This window comes from Streptomyces sp. NBC_01591 (assembly GCF_035918155.1).
Lineage (GTDB): Bacteria > Actinomycetota > Actinomycetes > Streptomycetales > Streptomycetaceae > Streptomyces.
In genome coordinates, this window is sequence record NZ_CP109327.1 from 76,148 (window position 1) to 92,413 (window position 16,266).

The window sequence follows — 16,266 nt, forward strand, 5'->3', positions numbered from 1 at the left end:
CCAATGCGAACCTATCGCTACAAAGTGCAGAAGAGTGGCTTCGGACTGTTTCTCGGGATCGCAGCCGAAGCCATCCGGCTGACGGTCCCGCCAACTGCCGGCGCCCCCGTCAGCGACCGGGTCTGGCTAGACGCTTCCGAGGTCAACAACGCCTACTACGGCAGTCGGCTGACACTCACCGAGAGTGAAGTCGCCACGCTGCGAGTCGGCCTGGGCAAGGTCTCTGGCGACATCGAACTCGTCGAAAGCAGCCCTTACATACTGATCGCAGTCCGAGCACTGGAGATCTTCGAGGTCGATTACGCAGAGGTGGCCCTCGCGCCGGCGATCGCCAGGTGGGCCGAAGCGGAGTTCTCTCTGGCACCCCGCCGCTGCCACGCCACTCGCGACAGCGCTACCGGCGAGTTCACGTTGGACTGTGATGAGTGACCTACATGGCCAATGGTGTCATCGGGTGCGATCACGCCCAAGGCATTCGGACAGTTCCAATACCCGACGTCACCATTAGTCGGCGAGAAGCGCAAGCGTGAGGCGGTGGAACGGGTCACCTCAATGCAGTTCGACCGGAACGGCAACCGTGTCTGGCGCAAGGCACAGGCCCTGCTCGACTCCGAGCATGCCCGCCGGGCCATCGGGGAGGTCCAGGTCCCTTATGGGCTCTGCACCGAACCCACCAACGTCCAGGCCGGTGGCCACGACTGCCCCGTCCGATTCCGCTGCGTCGGCTGCGACCACTACCGCACCGACGTCTCCTACCTTCCCGACCTGGAGGCATACCTCGCCGATCTCCTCCGCGGCCGCGAACGCCTCGCCGCATTCGCAGCCGATTCCTGGGCAAAGGACGAGGCCATGCCTTCCGACGAGGAGATCACGCGGGTCCGCCGCCTGATCAAACGCGTTCGGGAGGACCTGGGCGACCTCACCGAGGAGGACCAGATTCAGATCAAGGAAGCCGTCACTGTGGTCCGCCGCACCCGTCGCGTCGTCTCACTCGGCCTGCCCCGCGTTGGACCACCCGAGGGCCTCCGTCCCGAAAGGCCCGCAGGATGACCAATCCCATGATCGATGGAAAACGCGCAGACTCGGCCCGCCGCCGCGAACGCGTCCTCAAAGCCATCGACACCGCCGCCAAGAACGGCGGAGACATCACCGTTTCCGGTCTCGCCAGAGCCGCCCGAGTCGATCGCACCTTCCTCTATCGCCACCGCGACCTACTCGAACGCGTCCATGCCGCCGCCAACACCCCTGTCAATGAGGGGCGAATCGCCGCGGTCAGCCGGGCTTCGCTCCAGGCTGACCTCACAAACGCGCTCGACCGTAACAAGCGCCTTGCGGCACGAGTCCGACATCTAGAGAGCCGGTTGTCCTCCCAACTCGGAGAGGCCATCTGGGCCGAATCCGGCCTCGGCACCCCGGTCGACATCGACCGGCTCCAACACCGCATCGCCCTCCTCGAACAAGAGCTCGCCACCAAGCAGGGCGAACTTGAAGAACGAACAGAAGAGTTGGATGCCTCGCGGGCGGCCAACCGGGAGTTGACCCGATCCCTAAATTACCGGCCTTGATCACGACCGGCCACTGTCTGAACTGAGCCAGTCAGACCATCCGCCCCGGTTCTCGGCGTCCTGCGTCTGTCGAGAACCGGGGCACGTTACCCGATCGGTAGCCTCCGATGCCGCAGCCGGCGCCTCCATCTCCAGGTCGGGGGCATATGGCTAATACTCCAGCCGTAGATCGTGATCTTCATGCCTGAGTGGCTTGTCGACGGTAGTGGCTGGCCTGGGATCGGGCCTGGTGGCGGCGCCGCCAGTCGGACCAACCGAGCCGGTGGGCGGCATCGTGGACGGGTCGGACAACGAGTGTGATGAACAGGCGCTGGATCTCGTTGCAGGTGAGCGGAATGAGGGCATCGGGTGCGGGGCGGGTGTGCTCGTCTGCGCGTACGACGGCGAGGAAGGCGTGCGCGAGCATGGCGAGGGTGACCCAGCGGGACCAGGAGGCATAGCGGCGGACCTGGTGCTCGTCGAGCGCGGCCAGGCCCTTGCCCGACTGGAAGAACTCCTCCACCCGCCATCTTGATCCAGCGACTCTGACCAGCACGGTCAGCGGCACGGGTGCGCGCGAGTAGCAGCGGTAGTAGGCGAGTTCGCCGGTGCTGCGGTTACGGCGGATCAGCAGCTGACGACTCCCGGGTCGGGGGTCGGCGAGGTCGATGACTGCCCAGTCGTAGAAACGGTGGCCCTTGGCCCCGGCCCCTGTGGAGAGCTTCTGCCAGGCCCGCTTGGGCACCTTCTTGGCCAGGGTGTCCGCGCGGAACTTCCCGGCGCCGGTGGTGACTTCGTGCGAGCAGGCCACCGCGAGGACGTAGCCGGTGCCGCGTTCCTCCAGTGCGGTTCGCAGCCTGGGGTTGCCGCCGTAGACCTCGTCGCCGGCGACCCATGCGGCCTGGTGGCCGGCGTCCAGGAACCGGGCAACCATACGAGTGGCCAGTTCCGGCTTGGTGGCGAAGGCGGTGTCCTGGTCGAGTCCGGCATCCCGGCAGCGGTCAGGGTCGGAGGTCCATGAACGCGGGACGTACAGTTCCCGGTCCACTGCCGCGTGCCCGCGCCGGCCGGCGTAGACCAGGTAGACGGCGACCTGGCATTTTCGATCCTGCCCGCGGTGCCGGTGTACTGGCGCTGAACGCCGACCGTGCCGGTGCCCTTCTTCACGTCCCCGGTCTCGTCGACCACCAGTACCGCCTGGTCGTCGTGCAGGTGGTCCACCACGTAGTCACACACATCGTCGCGGACCCGGTCGGCGTCCCACTTGGCCCGCCCCAGCAGATGCTGCATGCCGTCCGGGGTCCTCTCCCCGGCCCATTCGGCGATGGTCCAGCAGTTCTTGCGCGGCAGGTCCGACAGCAGTCCGAGCACCAACTTCCGGACCCGGAACCGAGGTTCGACCCGTGTGAACCGTCCCGCTATCCGGCTCATCAGGCCCTCGAACGCCTCCTGCCAGCGGGCAGGGTCTACGCTGTGACCTGCGGCCACCGCGTGATCGTTTGTCTTCACACACCGATGATCAACGGGTGGCCGCACCCGTCTCCACAGCGCGTCGGGGTCGCGCAGCGCCCGCCCGCCGTCCTGTGTCAGGAGGACATGTGCAACGTGGCGAAGTCTGGTGGGTGGAGTTCGACGAGCGGCGGCCGGTCGTGCTGCTGTCGGGAGACGACGCGTCCGGGATCCGGGTGATGCAGGTCGTCGCTCGGGCGGGTGTCGACATCACCGATCTGGGCGTCGAAGTGGCAGTAGGCGCCGTGGAAGGACTGCCCTTTGAAGGCGTGCTTCGGTTCGCGTTCCCGCGTCCGGGGCTTTACCCCTTGCACGTGGCTGACCACCGTGTCCCGGGACGACCTGATCGAGCGGGCGGGCGCCCTGTCCTCCGCGAAACTCAGCGAGATTGAGAACGCCCTCCGTCTCGGTGAGCAGGCGAAGGAGTGGACCCCGGCGACGACCGCGAAGCTCAGCGAGATAAGGAACGCCCTCCGTCTCGGTGGACTCGGGTAGGCGGAGAAGGAAACGAACGCCCGCGACGGCGTGGTCGGTCTCATCCAGATGATCGACGCTGCCGGCTGCCTCCTCGGCGCCCCTCACGATCGAGATCACGAACTACGGCTGGAGTACTAGTGTGATGCGCCAGAAAAGGCGGTCTTAAGTCTGTAGGCTGTTTTTATGTCGCATCGAGGCCCTCGTGCTGTCGAAGTCGTGCTGTCCGCTGAGGAGCGTGCGGAGTTGCTGCGCTGGGCGGGTGGCGGGGTGCCGGCCCGTGTGGCCGAGCGGGCGCGGATCATCCTGGCCTGTGCGGACGGGGCGTCAAATACCGCTGTGGCGGCGGACTGTGGGGTGTCCGTGGAGACGGTGCGCAAGTGGCGTTCGCGGTTCGTGGCCCGGCGGCTGGCGGGCTTGGTGGATGAGCCGCGGCCGGGCCGGCGCAAGCCGGACCTGGTGCTCAGCGAAGCCGAGCGTGCGGAGCTGACGCGCTGGGCGCGGCGGGCGAAGACCGCGCAGTTCCTGGCACTGCGCGCGAAGATCGTGCTGCGGTGTGCGGAGGGCGGGACGAACAAGGAGGTCGCGGCCGAACTCGGCATCGCCCACGCGACGGTGAACCGCTGGCGCTCCAGGTTCATCACCCTGCGTCTGGACGGACTGACGGACGAGCCCCGCCCCGGCAGGCCGCCCTCGGTCCTGCTCGACCAGGTCGAGGACGTACTCGTGGCGACTCTGGAGTCCGTCCCGGGCAAGGACACGCACTGGTCGCGTGCCTCGATGGCGAAGCACAGCGGGCTGTCGAAATCGACCGTCGGGCGGATCTGGAAGAAGTTCGACCTCAAGCCCCACCTGCAGGACTCCTTCAGACTGTCCACCGACCCGCAGTTCGTCGCCAAGGTCGTCGACGTCGTCGGCCTCTACCACCAGCCGCCGGAGAAGGCGGTGGTTCTCTGCGTCGATGAAAAGAGCCAGATCCAGGCACTGGACCGCTCGCAGCCGGTACTGCCGATGATGCCGGGCATGCCCGAACGCCGCACCCACGACTACTACCGGCACGGGATCACCAGCCTGTTCGCCGCCTTCAACATCGCCGACGGCACCGTCATATCGGAACTGCACCGCCGCCACCGCGCCATCGAGTTCAAGAAGTTCCTGATCCGGATCGACAAGGCCGTGCCCAGCGGACTCGACGTCCATCTGGTCTGTGACAAATTACGCCACCCACAACACCGCCGAGATCAAGACGTGGCTGGGAAAACACCCCCGCTTCCACGTCCACTTCACCCCGACCGGCTCTTCCTGGATGAACCAGGTCGAGCGGTGGTTCGGCCTGCTGACCGACAAACTCATCCGCCGCGGCGTCCACACTTCCGTGACAGCCCTGGAGAAGGACATCACCGCCTGGATCGACACCTGGAACGAGAACCCGAAGCCGTTCACCTGGACCAAGACCGCCGACGAGATCCTCAAGTCCCTCGCCGACTACCTCACCAAAATCAGCCCACCCAGCACCGAAAACCAGCGGCAGACTTAAGATCACCTTTTCTGGCGCATCACACTAGCACTCCTGCTGTAGATCGCGATCTTCATGCTTGAGTGGGTTGTCGCTGGTAGTGGCTGGTCTGTGACAGGGCCTGGTGGCGGCGTCGCCAACGAGACCCCGTGGGGGCGGGCCGGCGGGTGAGGGTGGCTGGCCTGCCCCGCCGGGGTTTCGGGCTCGCCGCAGGCGGGACCAGGACGTGACGTACGAGCACGACGAGGGGACGAAGGCAGAATCCGCAGCCTGTTCCGTCGGCGGCCCTGACTCCGGCAGGGCGATGGCGTCGGATTCCAAGGATCGTCGCAACACGTGATCGCCGTTGTGTGATGGCGAGCAGTCTAGACAGCCGCTCCGCCGGGCTACCCGGCCGAGCGGCTGTCGGTCGTTCCAGGCCGGGCGCCCCGGCCAGCTCACATTTATCTCGGTTGTGGTTTCGCAGGCGGCCGAGGGGCTGATGGACTCACGCCATGACGACTTTGCTGCCCCGCGTCCTTCGAGCACTTGAGCAGTTCCATGCCGCCCATCCCTGGGACCACAACGCCCATTACCACCGGTGGATCCTGCGCCAGCTGGCCAGCCGTTTCAACAGGGCTTTGGACGTCGGATCAGGGAGCGGTGACCTCGCCAGACTCCTGGCCTCACGGGCCGGAGCGGTGCACGGTATCGACGTCGATCCCACGATCGTCGATCGCGCGCGGGAACTCACAAAACCCGCCGCCCCGGTGACCTTCACTGTCGGAGACGCCTTGAAGGATGTGCCGCCTGGTCCCTACAACGTCATCACATGTGTCGCCACCATCCACCACATGCCGTTCAGCGACGCCCTCACCTGCTTCCGTCAGGAGCTGGCGCCTGGCGGAACGCTGGTCGTCGTCGGCGTGTATCGCCCGCAGTCTCGGAGCGATTACCTGATCGACGCCGTGGCCATTCCGGCGAACGTGGCCATGGCCTGGATCAAGAACAAGGGCCGCAAGGCGCCGCGACCAGCCTCAATGACCGCCCCGACCCGACCGGCAACTACGACCTTTGCAGACATCGTTCGCGACGCCCACCAGGCGCTACCCGGTGCACGGCTGCACCGACGACTGTTTTGGCGCTACACGCTGGTCTGGCACCGCCACTAGGAGGTCGGCCTCGGCTTGGCCTGGGGCCAAAGGCGCCGCGCGGAGGGCCCCCTGTGCCGTCAGGAGTCCCGTACTCAGCAGACTTTGCAGGCGCTCGGCTGGAGTTTCCCAGCCGAGCGTTTTGCGTGGGCGGCTGTTGAGTTCGGCAGCCACCGCGTCCAGGTGCTCGCGGGTGTGCCGGGACAGGTCGGTTCCCTTGGCAAAGTACTGCCGGAGAAGGCCGTTCGTATTCTCGTTCGAGCCGCGCTGCCAGGGACTGCCCGGGTTGCAGAAGTAGACCGGCATGTTCGCGGCGGCGGAGAAGAGCTCATGACCTGCCATCTCGTTGCCCTGGTCCCAGGTCAGTGACCGTCGCAGATGGGGCGGAAGCTGGCTGATGGTGGCGGTGAGCGCCTGGTGGAAGTGCTCTGCCCGATGCCCGTTGGGCAGGTGCACCAGCATGGTGAAGCGGGTCGTGCGCTCGACGAGTGTGCCGATGGCGGAGCGGTGGTCGGCGCCGACGATGCAGTCGCCTTCCCAGTGGCCGGGTATGGCGCGATCAGCCGCTTCAGCGGGCCGGTCGCTAATCATCACCATGGGGGCGGTGAACCGGGGCTGCCGCTTGTTTGCCTGGCGGTGGGGGCGCCGGCGGGCCCGCCCGCTCCGCAGGGCCTTGGTGAGTTCGCGGTGGAGTTCTCCACGGCCTTGGATGTAGAGGGCCTGGTAGATCGTCTCGTGCGTCACGCGCATCTCCGGGTGGACGGGCAAGTCCCGGCGGAGCTGGTGGGCTATCTGCTCCGGGCTCCAGCGCCGTTCCAGACGCTCTTGAATGTAGTCACGCAGCCGCGGACACCGGCCGATCTTCCCGGCCTTGGGGCGAGGTCGGCGGGCATCGGCACGGGCCTGGGCGACGTCAGGCCGGTAGGTCCACTCGGTGCCGCGCCGAGCGCGCCGTTGCGGCGTATTTCTCGGCGATGATCGACGGGCTGCGGCCCAGCTCGGCGGCAATCGTGCGGATGGACACCTTCTCCCGCAGCCGGTCAGCGATGTGGATGCGCTCATCTGCACCGAGGTAGCGGCCGGACGAAACGGGGACGGCCGCCCGCTGTGAACGAACGGGCGGCTCGACCCTGCCGCTATTGAGCAGGCGGCCGTTACGCCACCCACGAGCGGTCCGCACATGGACACCTACACGCTTGGCCGCATCTGCACTGCTGTAGCCCTGTTGCACGAGCCGGAAGTATTCCTCCCGCTCAGCATGGAGCCTCTTGCGCCCCTGCGGCCTGCGGTCCTTCCGAGCTTCGAACCCCATCGCATCCCCTGAGCTGGGGTGTTGCGACGACGGCTAGAACGGAGGCCACTGGGGCGGGGGCTCTTTCGTGCCTGTCAGCCGGTCTTGCCGCCAGTGAGGGCGATGTCCAGGTGCGCGAGCAGTGTGTCGAGTGTGGCCAGCTGTTGTGGTTCGAGGCGGCCGAAGCGCTGGCGAAGCACGTGCGTGCCTGCTTCTTCCGCGGCCCTTAGTGCCGTGCGGCCGATGTCGGTGATGGAGACGGTCTTGCGGCGGCGGTCCTCGGGGTCGCCGGTTCGGGCGACCATGCCGAGGCGCTCCAGGCCCTCCACGATCTGGGTGACGGAGCGCGGTGCTTGGCCGAGGGAGGCGGCCAGCTGTGCTTGGTGGAGCGCGCCGCTGCTGACCAGTGCCTGAAGGACCTTGGTGCGGGACAGGGACAGGCCTGCGGTCGCCAGCATGTGCTGGTCGACCTGTTCGCGCAGGCTGTACGCGAGGGTGAGGAAGGACAGTCCCACCTGCTCCGGGGCGCTGCCTGCCGTTGTTGATTCGTGCTGCTCCATGGTTCGGGTATCCTCGCACAACATAATCATGAGGTACCTCACGAAAGGGGTTGTGGGATGGATCGTCCCGTCGCTGTGATCACGGGAGCCACCTCCGGGCTGGGCCGCATCGCTGCCTTCGAGCTGGCCCGCCGGGGCTACCACATCGGCACCGTGGCCCGCTCCCGCAGCAAGGCACAAGCCCTCGTCGCCGACCTGAGGGCGGTGACCGCCGAGCCCGTCGATGTCTTCCATGCCGACCTCGGCGTGCTCTCCGACGCCCGCCGCGCGGGCGAGGAGATCGCCGCGCGCTATCCGCGCCTGGACGTCCTGGTGAACAACGCCGGCCTGCACGCCTTCGCGCAGCGCATCACCACCGAGGGCCTCGCGGAGATGACGGCGGTGAACTACCTCGGCCCGTTCGTCCTGACCGAGGCGCTGACGGCGAAGCTCGGCGCCTCGGCGCCGGTCCGGATCGTCAACGTCGCCTCCGAAGCAGCCCAGCAGGCGAAAACGATCGCCCCGGCCGAGGATCTGCGGCGCACCGAGCCCTACACCCGGCGGGAGTCGATGTCCCTGTACGGGCGCACCAAGTTGATGACCATCATGTGGACGCAGGAACTCGCCCGCCGCCTGGATGCGGACAAGGTGACCGTGAACTGCTGCGACCCCGGCTTCAACGCCACCGGCCTGGGCCGGGACCTGCCCGGCTCCGCCGTCCTGCAGCGGGTGCTGAACACCCTGAGGATCGGCGATCCCCGCAAGGGCGCTGGCATCATCGTGCGACTCGCCACCGACCCGGCGCTCGCGGGCACCACCGGGGGCTACTTCTCCGTCCGTGACGCCCGTCCCTTGCAGTGCCCCGAGCCCGGCCGGGAGCCGCGCGTGCAGCGGGAGCTGTGGGACGCGACGGTGGCGCTTCTTGCCGCCCGCCCGGCTGGCTGAGACCCGGGACGTCCGCCTCGAGGAGGACACCGCCCGGTACGGGGGTACCGTCCCGGCCGCAGATTCGTCCTCGCGTAGCTCATTTCAGCCGCACGCGACTTCTACGTTCATGGGCGGAGCCTGTCGGGCTCGCCCTCACACATCCGTTTTCCCTCTTGGTGGGAGTAACTTTCGTGGCCACCTTTCTCTACCGGCTCGGCCGGCTCGCCTTCCGGCGGCGCAGGCTGGTGCTGCTGGCGTGGATCGCGGTGCTCGTCGCCGCGGTCATCGGCGTCAGCAGCGTGTCGGGCAGTACGACGGACGACTTCACGCTTCCCGGAACCCAGTCGCAGCAGGCCATCGACCTGCTGGAGAAGGAGTTCCCGCAGGCTTCGGCCGGCGGCGCCACGGCCCGTGTGGTCATCGAGGCTCCGGACGGGCAGAAGCTGACGTCCGCCGCGCACAAGCAGGAGGTGGAGTCCCTGGTCGCCGACCTGCGCAAGGCACCGCAGGTGGCGAACGTCGCCGACCCCTTCACCGCCGGCCTGGTCAGCTCCTCGGGCAGCATCGCCTACGCCCAGGTGACCTACGCCGTCCCGCAGGCCGACATCACTCCCGCCGCGTCGGACGCCCTGCACGAGGTGGCGGACAAGGGCGAGAAGGCAAGCCTGAAGATCAGCCTCGGCGGCAACGCGGTGCTGGAGGAGGAGCAGAGCAACGCGGCCGAACTGATCGGCCTGCTGGTCGCCGCATTCGTCCTGGTCATCACCTTCGGTTCACTGGTCGCGGCCGGACTGCCCCTGGTGTCTGCGATCGTCGGCGTCGGCATCGCCCTGTGTGCCATCACCGTCGCCTCGTCGTTCGTCGACATGGCCTCCAACGCGCAGACCCTGGCGCTCATGCTGGGTCTGGCGGTGGCCATCGACTACGCCCTGTTCATCGTCTCCCGCTACCGCACAGAGCTGCGTGAGGGGCACACGCCCGAGGAAGCCGCCGGGCGTGCCCTGGGCACCGCGGGCTCGGCGGTGGTCTTCGCCGGTCTGACCGTCGTCATCGCGCTCGCCGGTCTGAGTGTCATCGGCATCGCGATGCTCACCACCATGGGCCTGGCCGCGGCCTTCGCCATCACCGTCGCCGTGCTGGTCGCGCTCACCCTCCTGCCGGCCACGCTGGGCTTCACCGGTACCCGCGTGGCCCACGGCCGCCTCACCACACGCCGCGTGCGTGCCGAGCAGCACGGCCGACGCGTCACGATGGGCGTTCGCTGGGGTCGCTTCGTCACCCGCCACCCCTGGAAGATGCTGCTGGCGTCGGTTATCGGCCTGGGTGTGCTGGCCATTCCGGCACTGTCGCTGCGGCTGACCCTGCCCGACGACAGCATGGCCGCTCCCGGCAGCACCCAGCGCGTGGCCTACGACACGCTCAGCAAGGGTTTCGGGCCGGGCTTCAGCGGCCCGCTGACCATCGTCGTCGACGCTCGCGACAGCGACGACGCCAAGACCGCGGCCATGGACACCTCCGCCATGCTGGAGGGTCTCGACGACGTCGCCACCGTACGGCCCCCGGTCTTCAACGAGGCCGGTGACGTCGCCCTGATCACTGCGGTGCCGAGCAGTCCGCCCACCAGCCAGGAGACCGTCGACCTGGTCGGCGACATCCGCGAGGGCAGCGACGCGGTGGAGAAGGACAGCGGCACGCAGGTGATGGTGACAGGCACGACCGCGCTCAACATCGATGTCTCCGCCAAGCTCGGCGAGGCGATGGTGCCCTACCTGGCCATCGTCGTCGGCCTCGCGCTGGTCCTGCTGCTCCTCGTGTTCCGCTCGGTCCTGATCCCGATCAAGGCCGCGGCCGGCTTCCTGCTCAGCGTCGTCGCCACCCTCGGCGTGCTGGTCGCCGTGTTCCAGTGGGGCTGGCTCAAGGACGTCTTCGGCGTCGACGAGACCGCACCCATCGTCAGCCTGCTGCCTATCCTGCTGATCGGCGTGGTCTTCGGCCTGGCCATGGACTACGAGGTGTTCCTCGTCTCCGGGATGCGCGAGGCCTATGTCCACGGCGCCGGCCCCACCGAAGCGATCGTCACCGGGTTCCGCCACGGCGCCCGCGTGGTCACCGCCGCCGCCATCATCATGATCTCGGTGTTCGCCGGGTTCCTCCTCGACGACATCGCCCTGGTGAAATCCATCGGCATGGGCCTTGCCACCGCGGTCCTCTTCGACGCCTTCGTCATCCGCATGACCCTCGTCCCCGCGGTGATGACCCTGCTCGGCGCACGGGCCTGGGCACTTCCCCGCTGGCTCGACCGCCTCCTGCCCAACGTCGACGTGGAGGGCGAGAAGCTCCGCCGGGTACTGGCCGAACGCGACCGCCAGACCCGCTTCCCCGCGCAGAACGACCAGGAGCCGACGGCGCCCGCGCCCATCGGATAGGCACAGCCCCGGCACACCCCGACCCCGCCTGCCGGCCCCCACCCCCCCGAGGGGCGGCAGACGGCCCCCCGGGGCCCGGACAGCACACCGTGCACCGCACATCGGCTGTCCGGGCCCCTTTTGCCCCCGCCCGCCGGTTCACGCTCCCCATGGAGCGGCGGGCGGCCCTCCCGGACAGCGAAAAGGCCCCCACCTGCCATGAGCGAGCCGACCACCCGAGAACCTGTACACGGCACCTCGCCCCATGCTTCCCGGCTTCCGCGGTCACTGACCAGCGACCCCGACCACCGCGTCACGGTGTCGATCATCAGCGGGCTGGCCGCCTGGCGGATACTCGACCGCGACCACCCCCGTCTGCGGCTGTGGGCCGTGCCCGTCTTCTGCGCCGTCCTCGCACTGCCCGCTCTGCTCAACCCGGCCAACCGCGCCCACCTGCCAAGCGAGATCGTCCTCACCCTCGCCTACACGGTTCCGCTGCTGTGGCGGGAACGACGGCCCGGCCTGGTGTTCGCGATCACCACAGCCGCCTCCGTCCTCGCGCTGCCGCTGAACGTCCTCAACGGCGCCGACGCGGCCCGGATCGTCGCGCTCTACAACGTCGGCCGCTACGGTAGCCACCGCCAGCTGGTCCTCGCCTGCACGGTCACCGCCGCCCAGCTCGTTCTCTGGATCGCGGCATTCTGGGGAAGCGGCCATCTGCAACACGCCAAGCGCCCAGAAATCGTCACACTGCTGGCCATGCTCGCCGTGACCGCCTGCGCCGCACTGGCCCTCACCGGACGCCTGGCGAAAGCCTACATTGTGGCCCTGGAGACCGAGCGGGACCAACAGACCCGCCTGGCCGCAGCCGCGGAGCGCACCCGCGTCTCCCACGAGATGCACGACATCCTCGGCCACACCCTCGCCGTGATCATCGGGCTGGCCGACGGAGCTGCCGCTCTGGCCAGGTCCCGCTCGGAGAAATCCGCCGACACCCTCGACCTCATCGGTGACAGCGGCCGCGAGGCCCTCGCGGAACTACGCCGCCTGCTCATCGTGGTCGACAACCCCGCGACACCACGGGACACCACCCCGCTCGCCCCGCAGCCGACCCTTCAGGACCTGCCCACGCTGCTCCACCGCGTCCGCGCCGCCGGCCCCACCGCCGACCTGCACACCAACGGGGACCTGACACCGCTCAGTCCCGGCCTTCAGCTCACCGTCTACCGCATCGTGCAGGAAGCCCTCACCAACACCCTCAAACATGCCGCGGCCGACACCACCGTGTCCGTCGACCTGTACAGAGATGAGGAATCGGTGCACGTCACGGTGGAGGACACGGGCCCGACCCGTGCGGCGGACAGCGAACGGCACGCCAGGCACAGCGGGCAAGGACTGGTCGGCATGCGCCACCGCGCCGCCCTCTACCAGGGGCGCATCAGCGCAGGCCCGACCCTCGCTGGCGGCTGGCGCGTCCACACCGTCCTGAGCACATCCCGCACCCTGCCCAGCGCCGCCCAGGAGAAGCACCGCATATGACCACCGTCCTCATCGTCGACGACCAGACCCTGCAACGACTGGGCTTTCGCATGCTCCTCGAAGCACAGCCGGACATCTCGGTCGTCGGCGAAGCCTCCCAGGGCCAGGAGGCCGTCCGCCTGACCGCGGAACTGCGTCCCGACGTCGTCCTGATGGACGTCCGGATGCCCGGCGTCAACGGCATCGAGGCCACCCGCCGCATCGTCGAGTCCGGCGGCCGTTCGCGGGTTTTGGTCCTGACCACCTTCGACCTCGACGAGTACGCCTACGAGGCCCTGCGGGCCGGCGCGGCCGGCTTCTTCCTCAAGGACGCACGCCCCGAGGAACTCGTCGTCGGCATCCGGGCCGTGGCGGCCGGCGACAGCGTCATCTCCCCGAGCCTGACACGCAGACTCATCGACGCCTTCACTACCTCTCACCCACAACGGACGTCCGGCGCTCTTGTGCTCAGCCCCGGACAGCGACGACAACTGGCCGCCCTGACCGAACGCGAACGCGAAGTTCTCGCCGCCGTTGCCACGGGATGGTCCAACACCGAGATAGCCGCCCACCTCCACCTGGCCGAGTCGACGGTCAAATCCCACGTCAGCCGCATCCTGGCAAAGATCGACGTCCGCGACCGCGTACAGGCCGTCATCTTCGCCTACGACGTGGGCCTGGCCCGCCCGCAGTGAATCCGCGCGAGCAGACAGATGGACCCCAGATGCCGCCGTCCGACGCGGCCGTCCCTCCGGCCGGGCGCCCCGCCCCCCGGACCAGCCGACCCTGACCGTTCGACAACTCTCCCGGAGCACCCCGCCGCCATGCACCGACACCTCGGCCCCAGCACCCACGACGGGCGATCCGTCTCCAGTCCGTTCCCACCGGCTGAGGCAGCGGCGTGAGCACCCTCGCGCAGGAAGCCACCGTCGCCGCCGTGAGCATCGTCGCCTCGGCCGCCGCACACCGCTACCTCTACCTGAGGCTCGTCAAGGACGTCACATCGTCCGCCCGGCTGCGCAGCGCGGGCGGGGCCACGGCGGTCGCCCTCACGGTCCTGGTCCCCACCGGTGTCCTCGCCGCTCAGTACGCGAACCCCACACGCATCGCATGGCTGGCCTGGCCGGCCTTCGTGTGGGTCGCCCTGGCCGCCTACCTGCTGATGACGCTCGTCGCCCTGGAGATCCCTGCACGCCTCACGGCGCGTGCACTGCGGCGTCGAACCGGAACCGGCCCCGCGATTCCCGCGCAGGCCCCTCGGGCGCCGGTCGTGCAGCAGAGCCAGTCCGTCGCGGCTCCGATCATGGGCGCCCCGAATCCCCGACCGGCCCAGGACCCACCGCGGATGGTGGACCGCCGTCTCGTGCTGGCCCGCTCGGTCGCGCTGCTCGCCACCAGTACCGCCATGGCCACCACCGGCTACGGCTTTCACCGCGGCCTGGGAGCACCCGATGTGAAAGTCGTGCCCGTGGCCCTGCGCCGACTGCACCCCTCCCTCGACGGCATGCGCATCACCATGGCCAGCGACCTCCACCTAGGGCCATTCTTCGGCCGCGCCCACACCGCACGCATGGTCCGGATGATCAACAACACGTCGCCCGACATCGTCGCCATCGTGGGCGATCTCTCCGACGGCACCGCCGGCGACCTGGCCGCTCACGCCGCGCCGCTCACCCGGCTGTCCTCGACCCACGGCACCTTCTTCGTCACGGGCAACCACGACTACCGCCACGATGTCGACGCCTGGATCGCCACACTCGCCGACTTCCGCGTTACCACCCTGCGCAACACCCGAACACTCATCAAACATCGGGGCGGAGCCATCGACCTCGCAGGCGTCACCGACATCACAGGCGAGCAGAACCGCGACACACCCGACTACGACAGGGCCCTCGGCGACCGCGACGCCTCCCACCCCGTCGTCCTGCTCGCCCACCAACCTGTGCAGGTGCACGAAGCCGCCCGACACAAAGTCGATCTCCAACTGTCCGGGCACACACACGGCGGAGCCTTCTTCCCCGGCAACCTGCTCGTGCCACTGACCCAACCCCTCACAGCGGGACTGGCTACCATCGACCACACACAGCTCTACGTCTCCCGCGGAGTCGGAGCATCCCTGCCACCCATCAGAGTCGGAGCACCACCCGACATCACAGTCATCGAACTGCGCAGGCAATAACGCACGCGTGGCGTCGGCGATCAGGACCAGCACAGCCCAGCTGTTCCGGCCCGGCTTCGGTAACCGTGCCGCTCACCCCGCCGGGGCGCCGTGGCTTCTGAGTACACGGGCTACCCTGCGGGTGGTTCCGGAGCATCTGCGGCGATCAGCTGGCTGTTCTCGACCATCAGCCGCTGGTTGACGTTGCGGAGTGCCTGCATGGCGGCCTCTACCTGGCGGCCGCCCTGACCAGCTAGTCAGCCACTCCCGCGCAGCGGGGGAACCTCAGCGTAACGAGCTGGTGCGTGATAGCGGGTGATGTGTTCTTGCTGGTGGGTGGCATGATCCGGATGTGGCGATCATGCTCAGTCGGACGGTTCTCGCGCATCAGGTGTTCACAGGGCGTTGTCACGTTGGTGGGTTGTTGATCGGTTGAGGGCGTGTGGGGGTTGGGCGGGGGCCTGGGTCACGCTGCGGTGGGCGGGGCGGTGGCGCCGGTGATCTGGTCCCAGATCACGAAGCGGGTGGTCATCTCGGTGCGGTGGTCGGGGGCGGTCCTCCGGTGCCGGCGTGGCCGGAAGTGGGGTGAGATGCCGCTGAACGCGGACAGGAACCGCTGGGCCCCGCCCAGGGGATTGTAAAGAATCAACGCGTTGCTTTGGGGGCTCTGGCGCGTTGGTCTGGTATGCGCATACCGAGTGAGGTTCGTGATCAACTCGCCCTGAGGTTCGGGGTGTTGTTTCCGCATCTGGATGAGCGGCAGCAGCGGCTGGCGCTGGCCACCGAGGCCCGGCTGCTGGGCCACGGCGGGGTCCGGGCCGTCGCGCGCACTGCGGGCGTGAGCGAAACGACGGTGCGAAAGGGGGTCTTCGAGCTGGAGGGCGGCGAGGATCCGCTGCCCGGGTGGAGGGTTCGCCGCTGTGGTGACGGGGCACAAGAGTGCCGAGGAGCTGGACCCGCGGCTCGTTCCGGCTCTGCTGGCGCTGGTCGAGCCGGACGAGCGGGGTGATCCCATGTCGCCGCTGCGCTGGACGACCAAGTCGCTGCGGCACCTGGCCGAGGAGCTCGCCGGGCAGGGGCATCCCGTCTCGGCGCCCACGGTGGGCCGGCCACCTCCACGGCGCCGGAACGTACCGCGGCGGCGGAGGCGCTGACGCTGTTCGCCGACTGGGAGCCAGGCACCTACGACCGCCTGGACTGAACCGGCACCCACCGCGGCGCCTCGCCCCGGCACGGGGTCAGGTGGGGTTCAGTG

The 16,266-nt window shown here is 68.4% G+C and carries 11 protein-coding genes and 5 pseudogenes; 12 read left to right on the forward strand and 4 right to left on the reverse strand.

Annotated elements, in window-relative coordinates; all coding sequences use genetic code 11:
• The first annotated feature begins 3 nt into the window (after positions 1-3).
• Genes OG978_RS00390 through OG978_RS00400 form a run of 3 tightly spaced genes read left to right on the forward strand, consistent with a single transcriptional unit; the run spans position 4 to position 1,565 of the window.
• Positions 4-429 (forward strand): hypothetical protein, encoded by a 426-nt coding sequence (locus OG978_RS00390; protein ID WP_326763289.1) that lies wholly within the window; start codon positions 4-6, stop codon positions 427-429.
• A gap of 12 nt (positions 430-441) precedes the next feature.
• Positions 442-1,050 carry a hypothetical protein gene (locus OG978_RS00395; protein ID WP_326763290.1) on the forward strand — a complete coding sequence of 203 codons (609 nt, stop codon included), beginning with the start codon at positions 442-444 and terminating at the stop codon, positions 1,048-1,050.
• The gene (locus OG978_RS00400) at positions 1,047-1,565 is read left to right on the forward strand and encodes a DUF6262 family protein (protein ID WP_326763291.1); all 519 of its coding nucleotides are present in this window, start codon (positions 1,047-1,049) and stop codon (positions 1,563-1,565) included. The genes OG978_RS00395 and OG978_RS00400 overlap by 4 nt, the downstream gene beginning before the upstream one ends.
• A 178-nt stretch (positions 1,566-1,743) precedes the next feature.
• On the opposite strand, the pseudogene OG978_RS00405 reads toward OG978_RS00400, so the two are convergent.
• Positions 1,744-2,975, reverse strand: a pseudogene (locus OG978_RS00405) (IS701 family transposase).
• A gap of 167 nt (positions 2,976-3,142) precedes the next feature.
• Here OG978_RS00405 and OG978_RS00410 point away from each other — a divergent pair.
• The 3 genes and pseudogenes from OG978_RS00410 (at position 3,143) to OG978_RS00420 (ending at position 6,194) form a co-directional block, all read left to right on the forward strand.
• Positions 3,143-3,548: pseudogene (locus OG978_RS00410) on the forward strand (type II toxin-antitoxin system PemK/MazF family toxin).
• Positions 3,549-3,713: 165 nt separating this feature from the next.
• Positions 3,714-5,064, forward strand: a pseudogene (locus OG978_RS00415) (IS630 family transposase).
• A gap of 473 nt (positions 5,065-5,537) precedes the next feature.
• Positions 5,538-6,194 (forward strand): class I SAM-dependent methyltransferase, encoded by a 657-nt coding sequence (locus OG978_RS00420; RefSeq protein ID WP_326763292.1) that lies wholly within the window; start codon positions 5,538-5,540, stop codon positions 6,192-6,194.
• A gap of 66 nt (positions 6,195-6,260) precedes the next feature.
• Here OG978_RS00420 and OG978_RS00425 read toward each other — a convergent pair.
• Both OG978_RS00425 and OG978_RS00430 read right to left on the reverse strand, forming a co-directional pair.
• Positions 6,261-7,485: pseudogene (locus OG978_RS00425) on the reverse strand (IS30 family transposase); the annotation flags it as partial.
• A gap of 74 nt (positions 7,486-7,559) precedes the next feature.
• Positions 7,560-8,024, reverse strand: coding sequence for a MarR family winged helix-turn-helix transcriptional regulator (locus tag OG978_RS00430; protein ID WP_326763293.1), 465 nt, complete (start codon positions 8,022-8,024; stop codon positions 7,560-7,562).
• 57 nt (positions 8,025-8,081) lie between these two features.
• Here OG978_RS00430 and OG978_RS00435 point away from each other — a divergent pair, with 57 nt between their 5' ends.
• The 5 genes from OG978_RS00435 to OG978_RS00455 all read left to right on the forward strand — a co-directional run bounded on the left by OG978_RS00435 (position 8,082) and on the right by OG978_RS00455 (position 15,032).
• Entirely contained in the window at positions 8,082-8,948 is an 867-nt protein-coding gene (locus OG978_RS00435) for an SDR family NAD(P)-dependent oxidoreductase (protein ID WP_326763294.1), read from the forward strand.
• A 173-nt stretch (positions 8,949-9,121) separates the two neighbouring features.
• Positions 9,122-11,356 carry an MMPL family transporter gene (locus tag OG978_RS00440; protein WP_326763295.1) on the forward strand — a complete coding sequence of 745 codons (2,235 nt, stop codon included), beginning with the start codon at positions 9,122-9,124 and terminating at the stop codon, positions 11,354-11,356.
• A gap of 198 nt (positions 11,357-11,554) precedes the next feature.
• Positions 11,555-12,874, forward strand: coding sequence for a sensor histidine kinase (locus OG978_RS00445; RefSeq protein ID WP_326763296.1), 1,320 nt, complete (start codon positions 11,555-11,557; stop codon positions 12,872-12,874).
• A complete protein-coding gene (locus OG978_RS00450) occupies positions 12,871-13,548 on the forward strand; it encodes a response regulator transcription factor (protein ID WP_326763297.1) in 678 nt (225 codons plus the stop codon). Before OG978_RS00445 ends, OG978_RS00450 begins: the two co-directional genes overlap by 4 nt.
• Before the next feature lie 206 nt (positions 13,549-13,754).
• On the forward strand, positions 13,755-15,032 hold the full coding sequence (locus tag OG978_RS00455; RefSeq protein ID WP_326763298.1) for a metallophosphoesterase: 1,278 nt from the start codon (positions 13,755-13,757) through the stop codon (positions 15,030-15,032).
• Positions 15,033-15,477: 445 nt separating this feature from the next.
• On the opposite strand, the gene OG978_RS00460 is transcribed toward OG978_RS00455, so the two are convergent.
• Positions 15,478-15,660, reverse strand: a complete 183-nt coding sequence (locus OG978_RS00460; protein ID WP_442817631.1) for a hypothetical protein — start codon at positions 15,658-15,660, stop codon at positions 15,478-15,480.
• Between the two features lie 36 nt (positions 15,661-15,696).
• Between OG978_RS00460 and OG978_RS00465 the strand changes: the two are divergent.
• A pseudogene (locus OG978_RS00465) lies at positions 15,697-16,117 on the forward strand (ISAzo13-like element transposase-related protein); the annotation flags it as partial.
• Between the last annotated feature and the right edge of the window lie 149 nt (positions 16,118-16,266).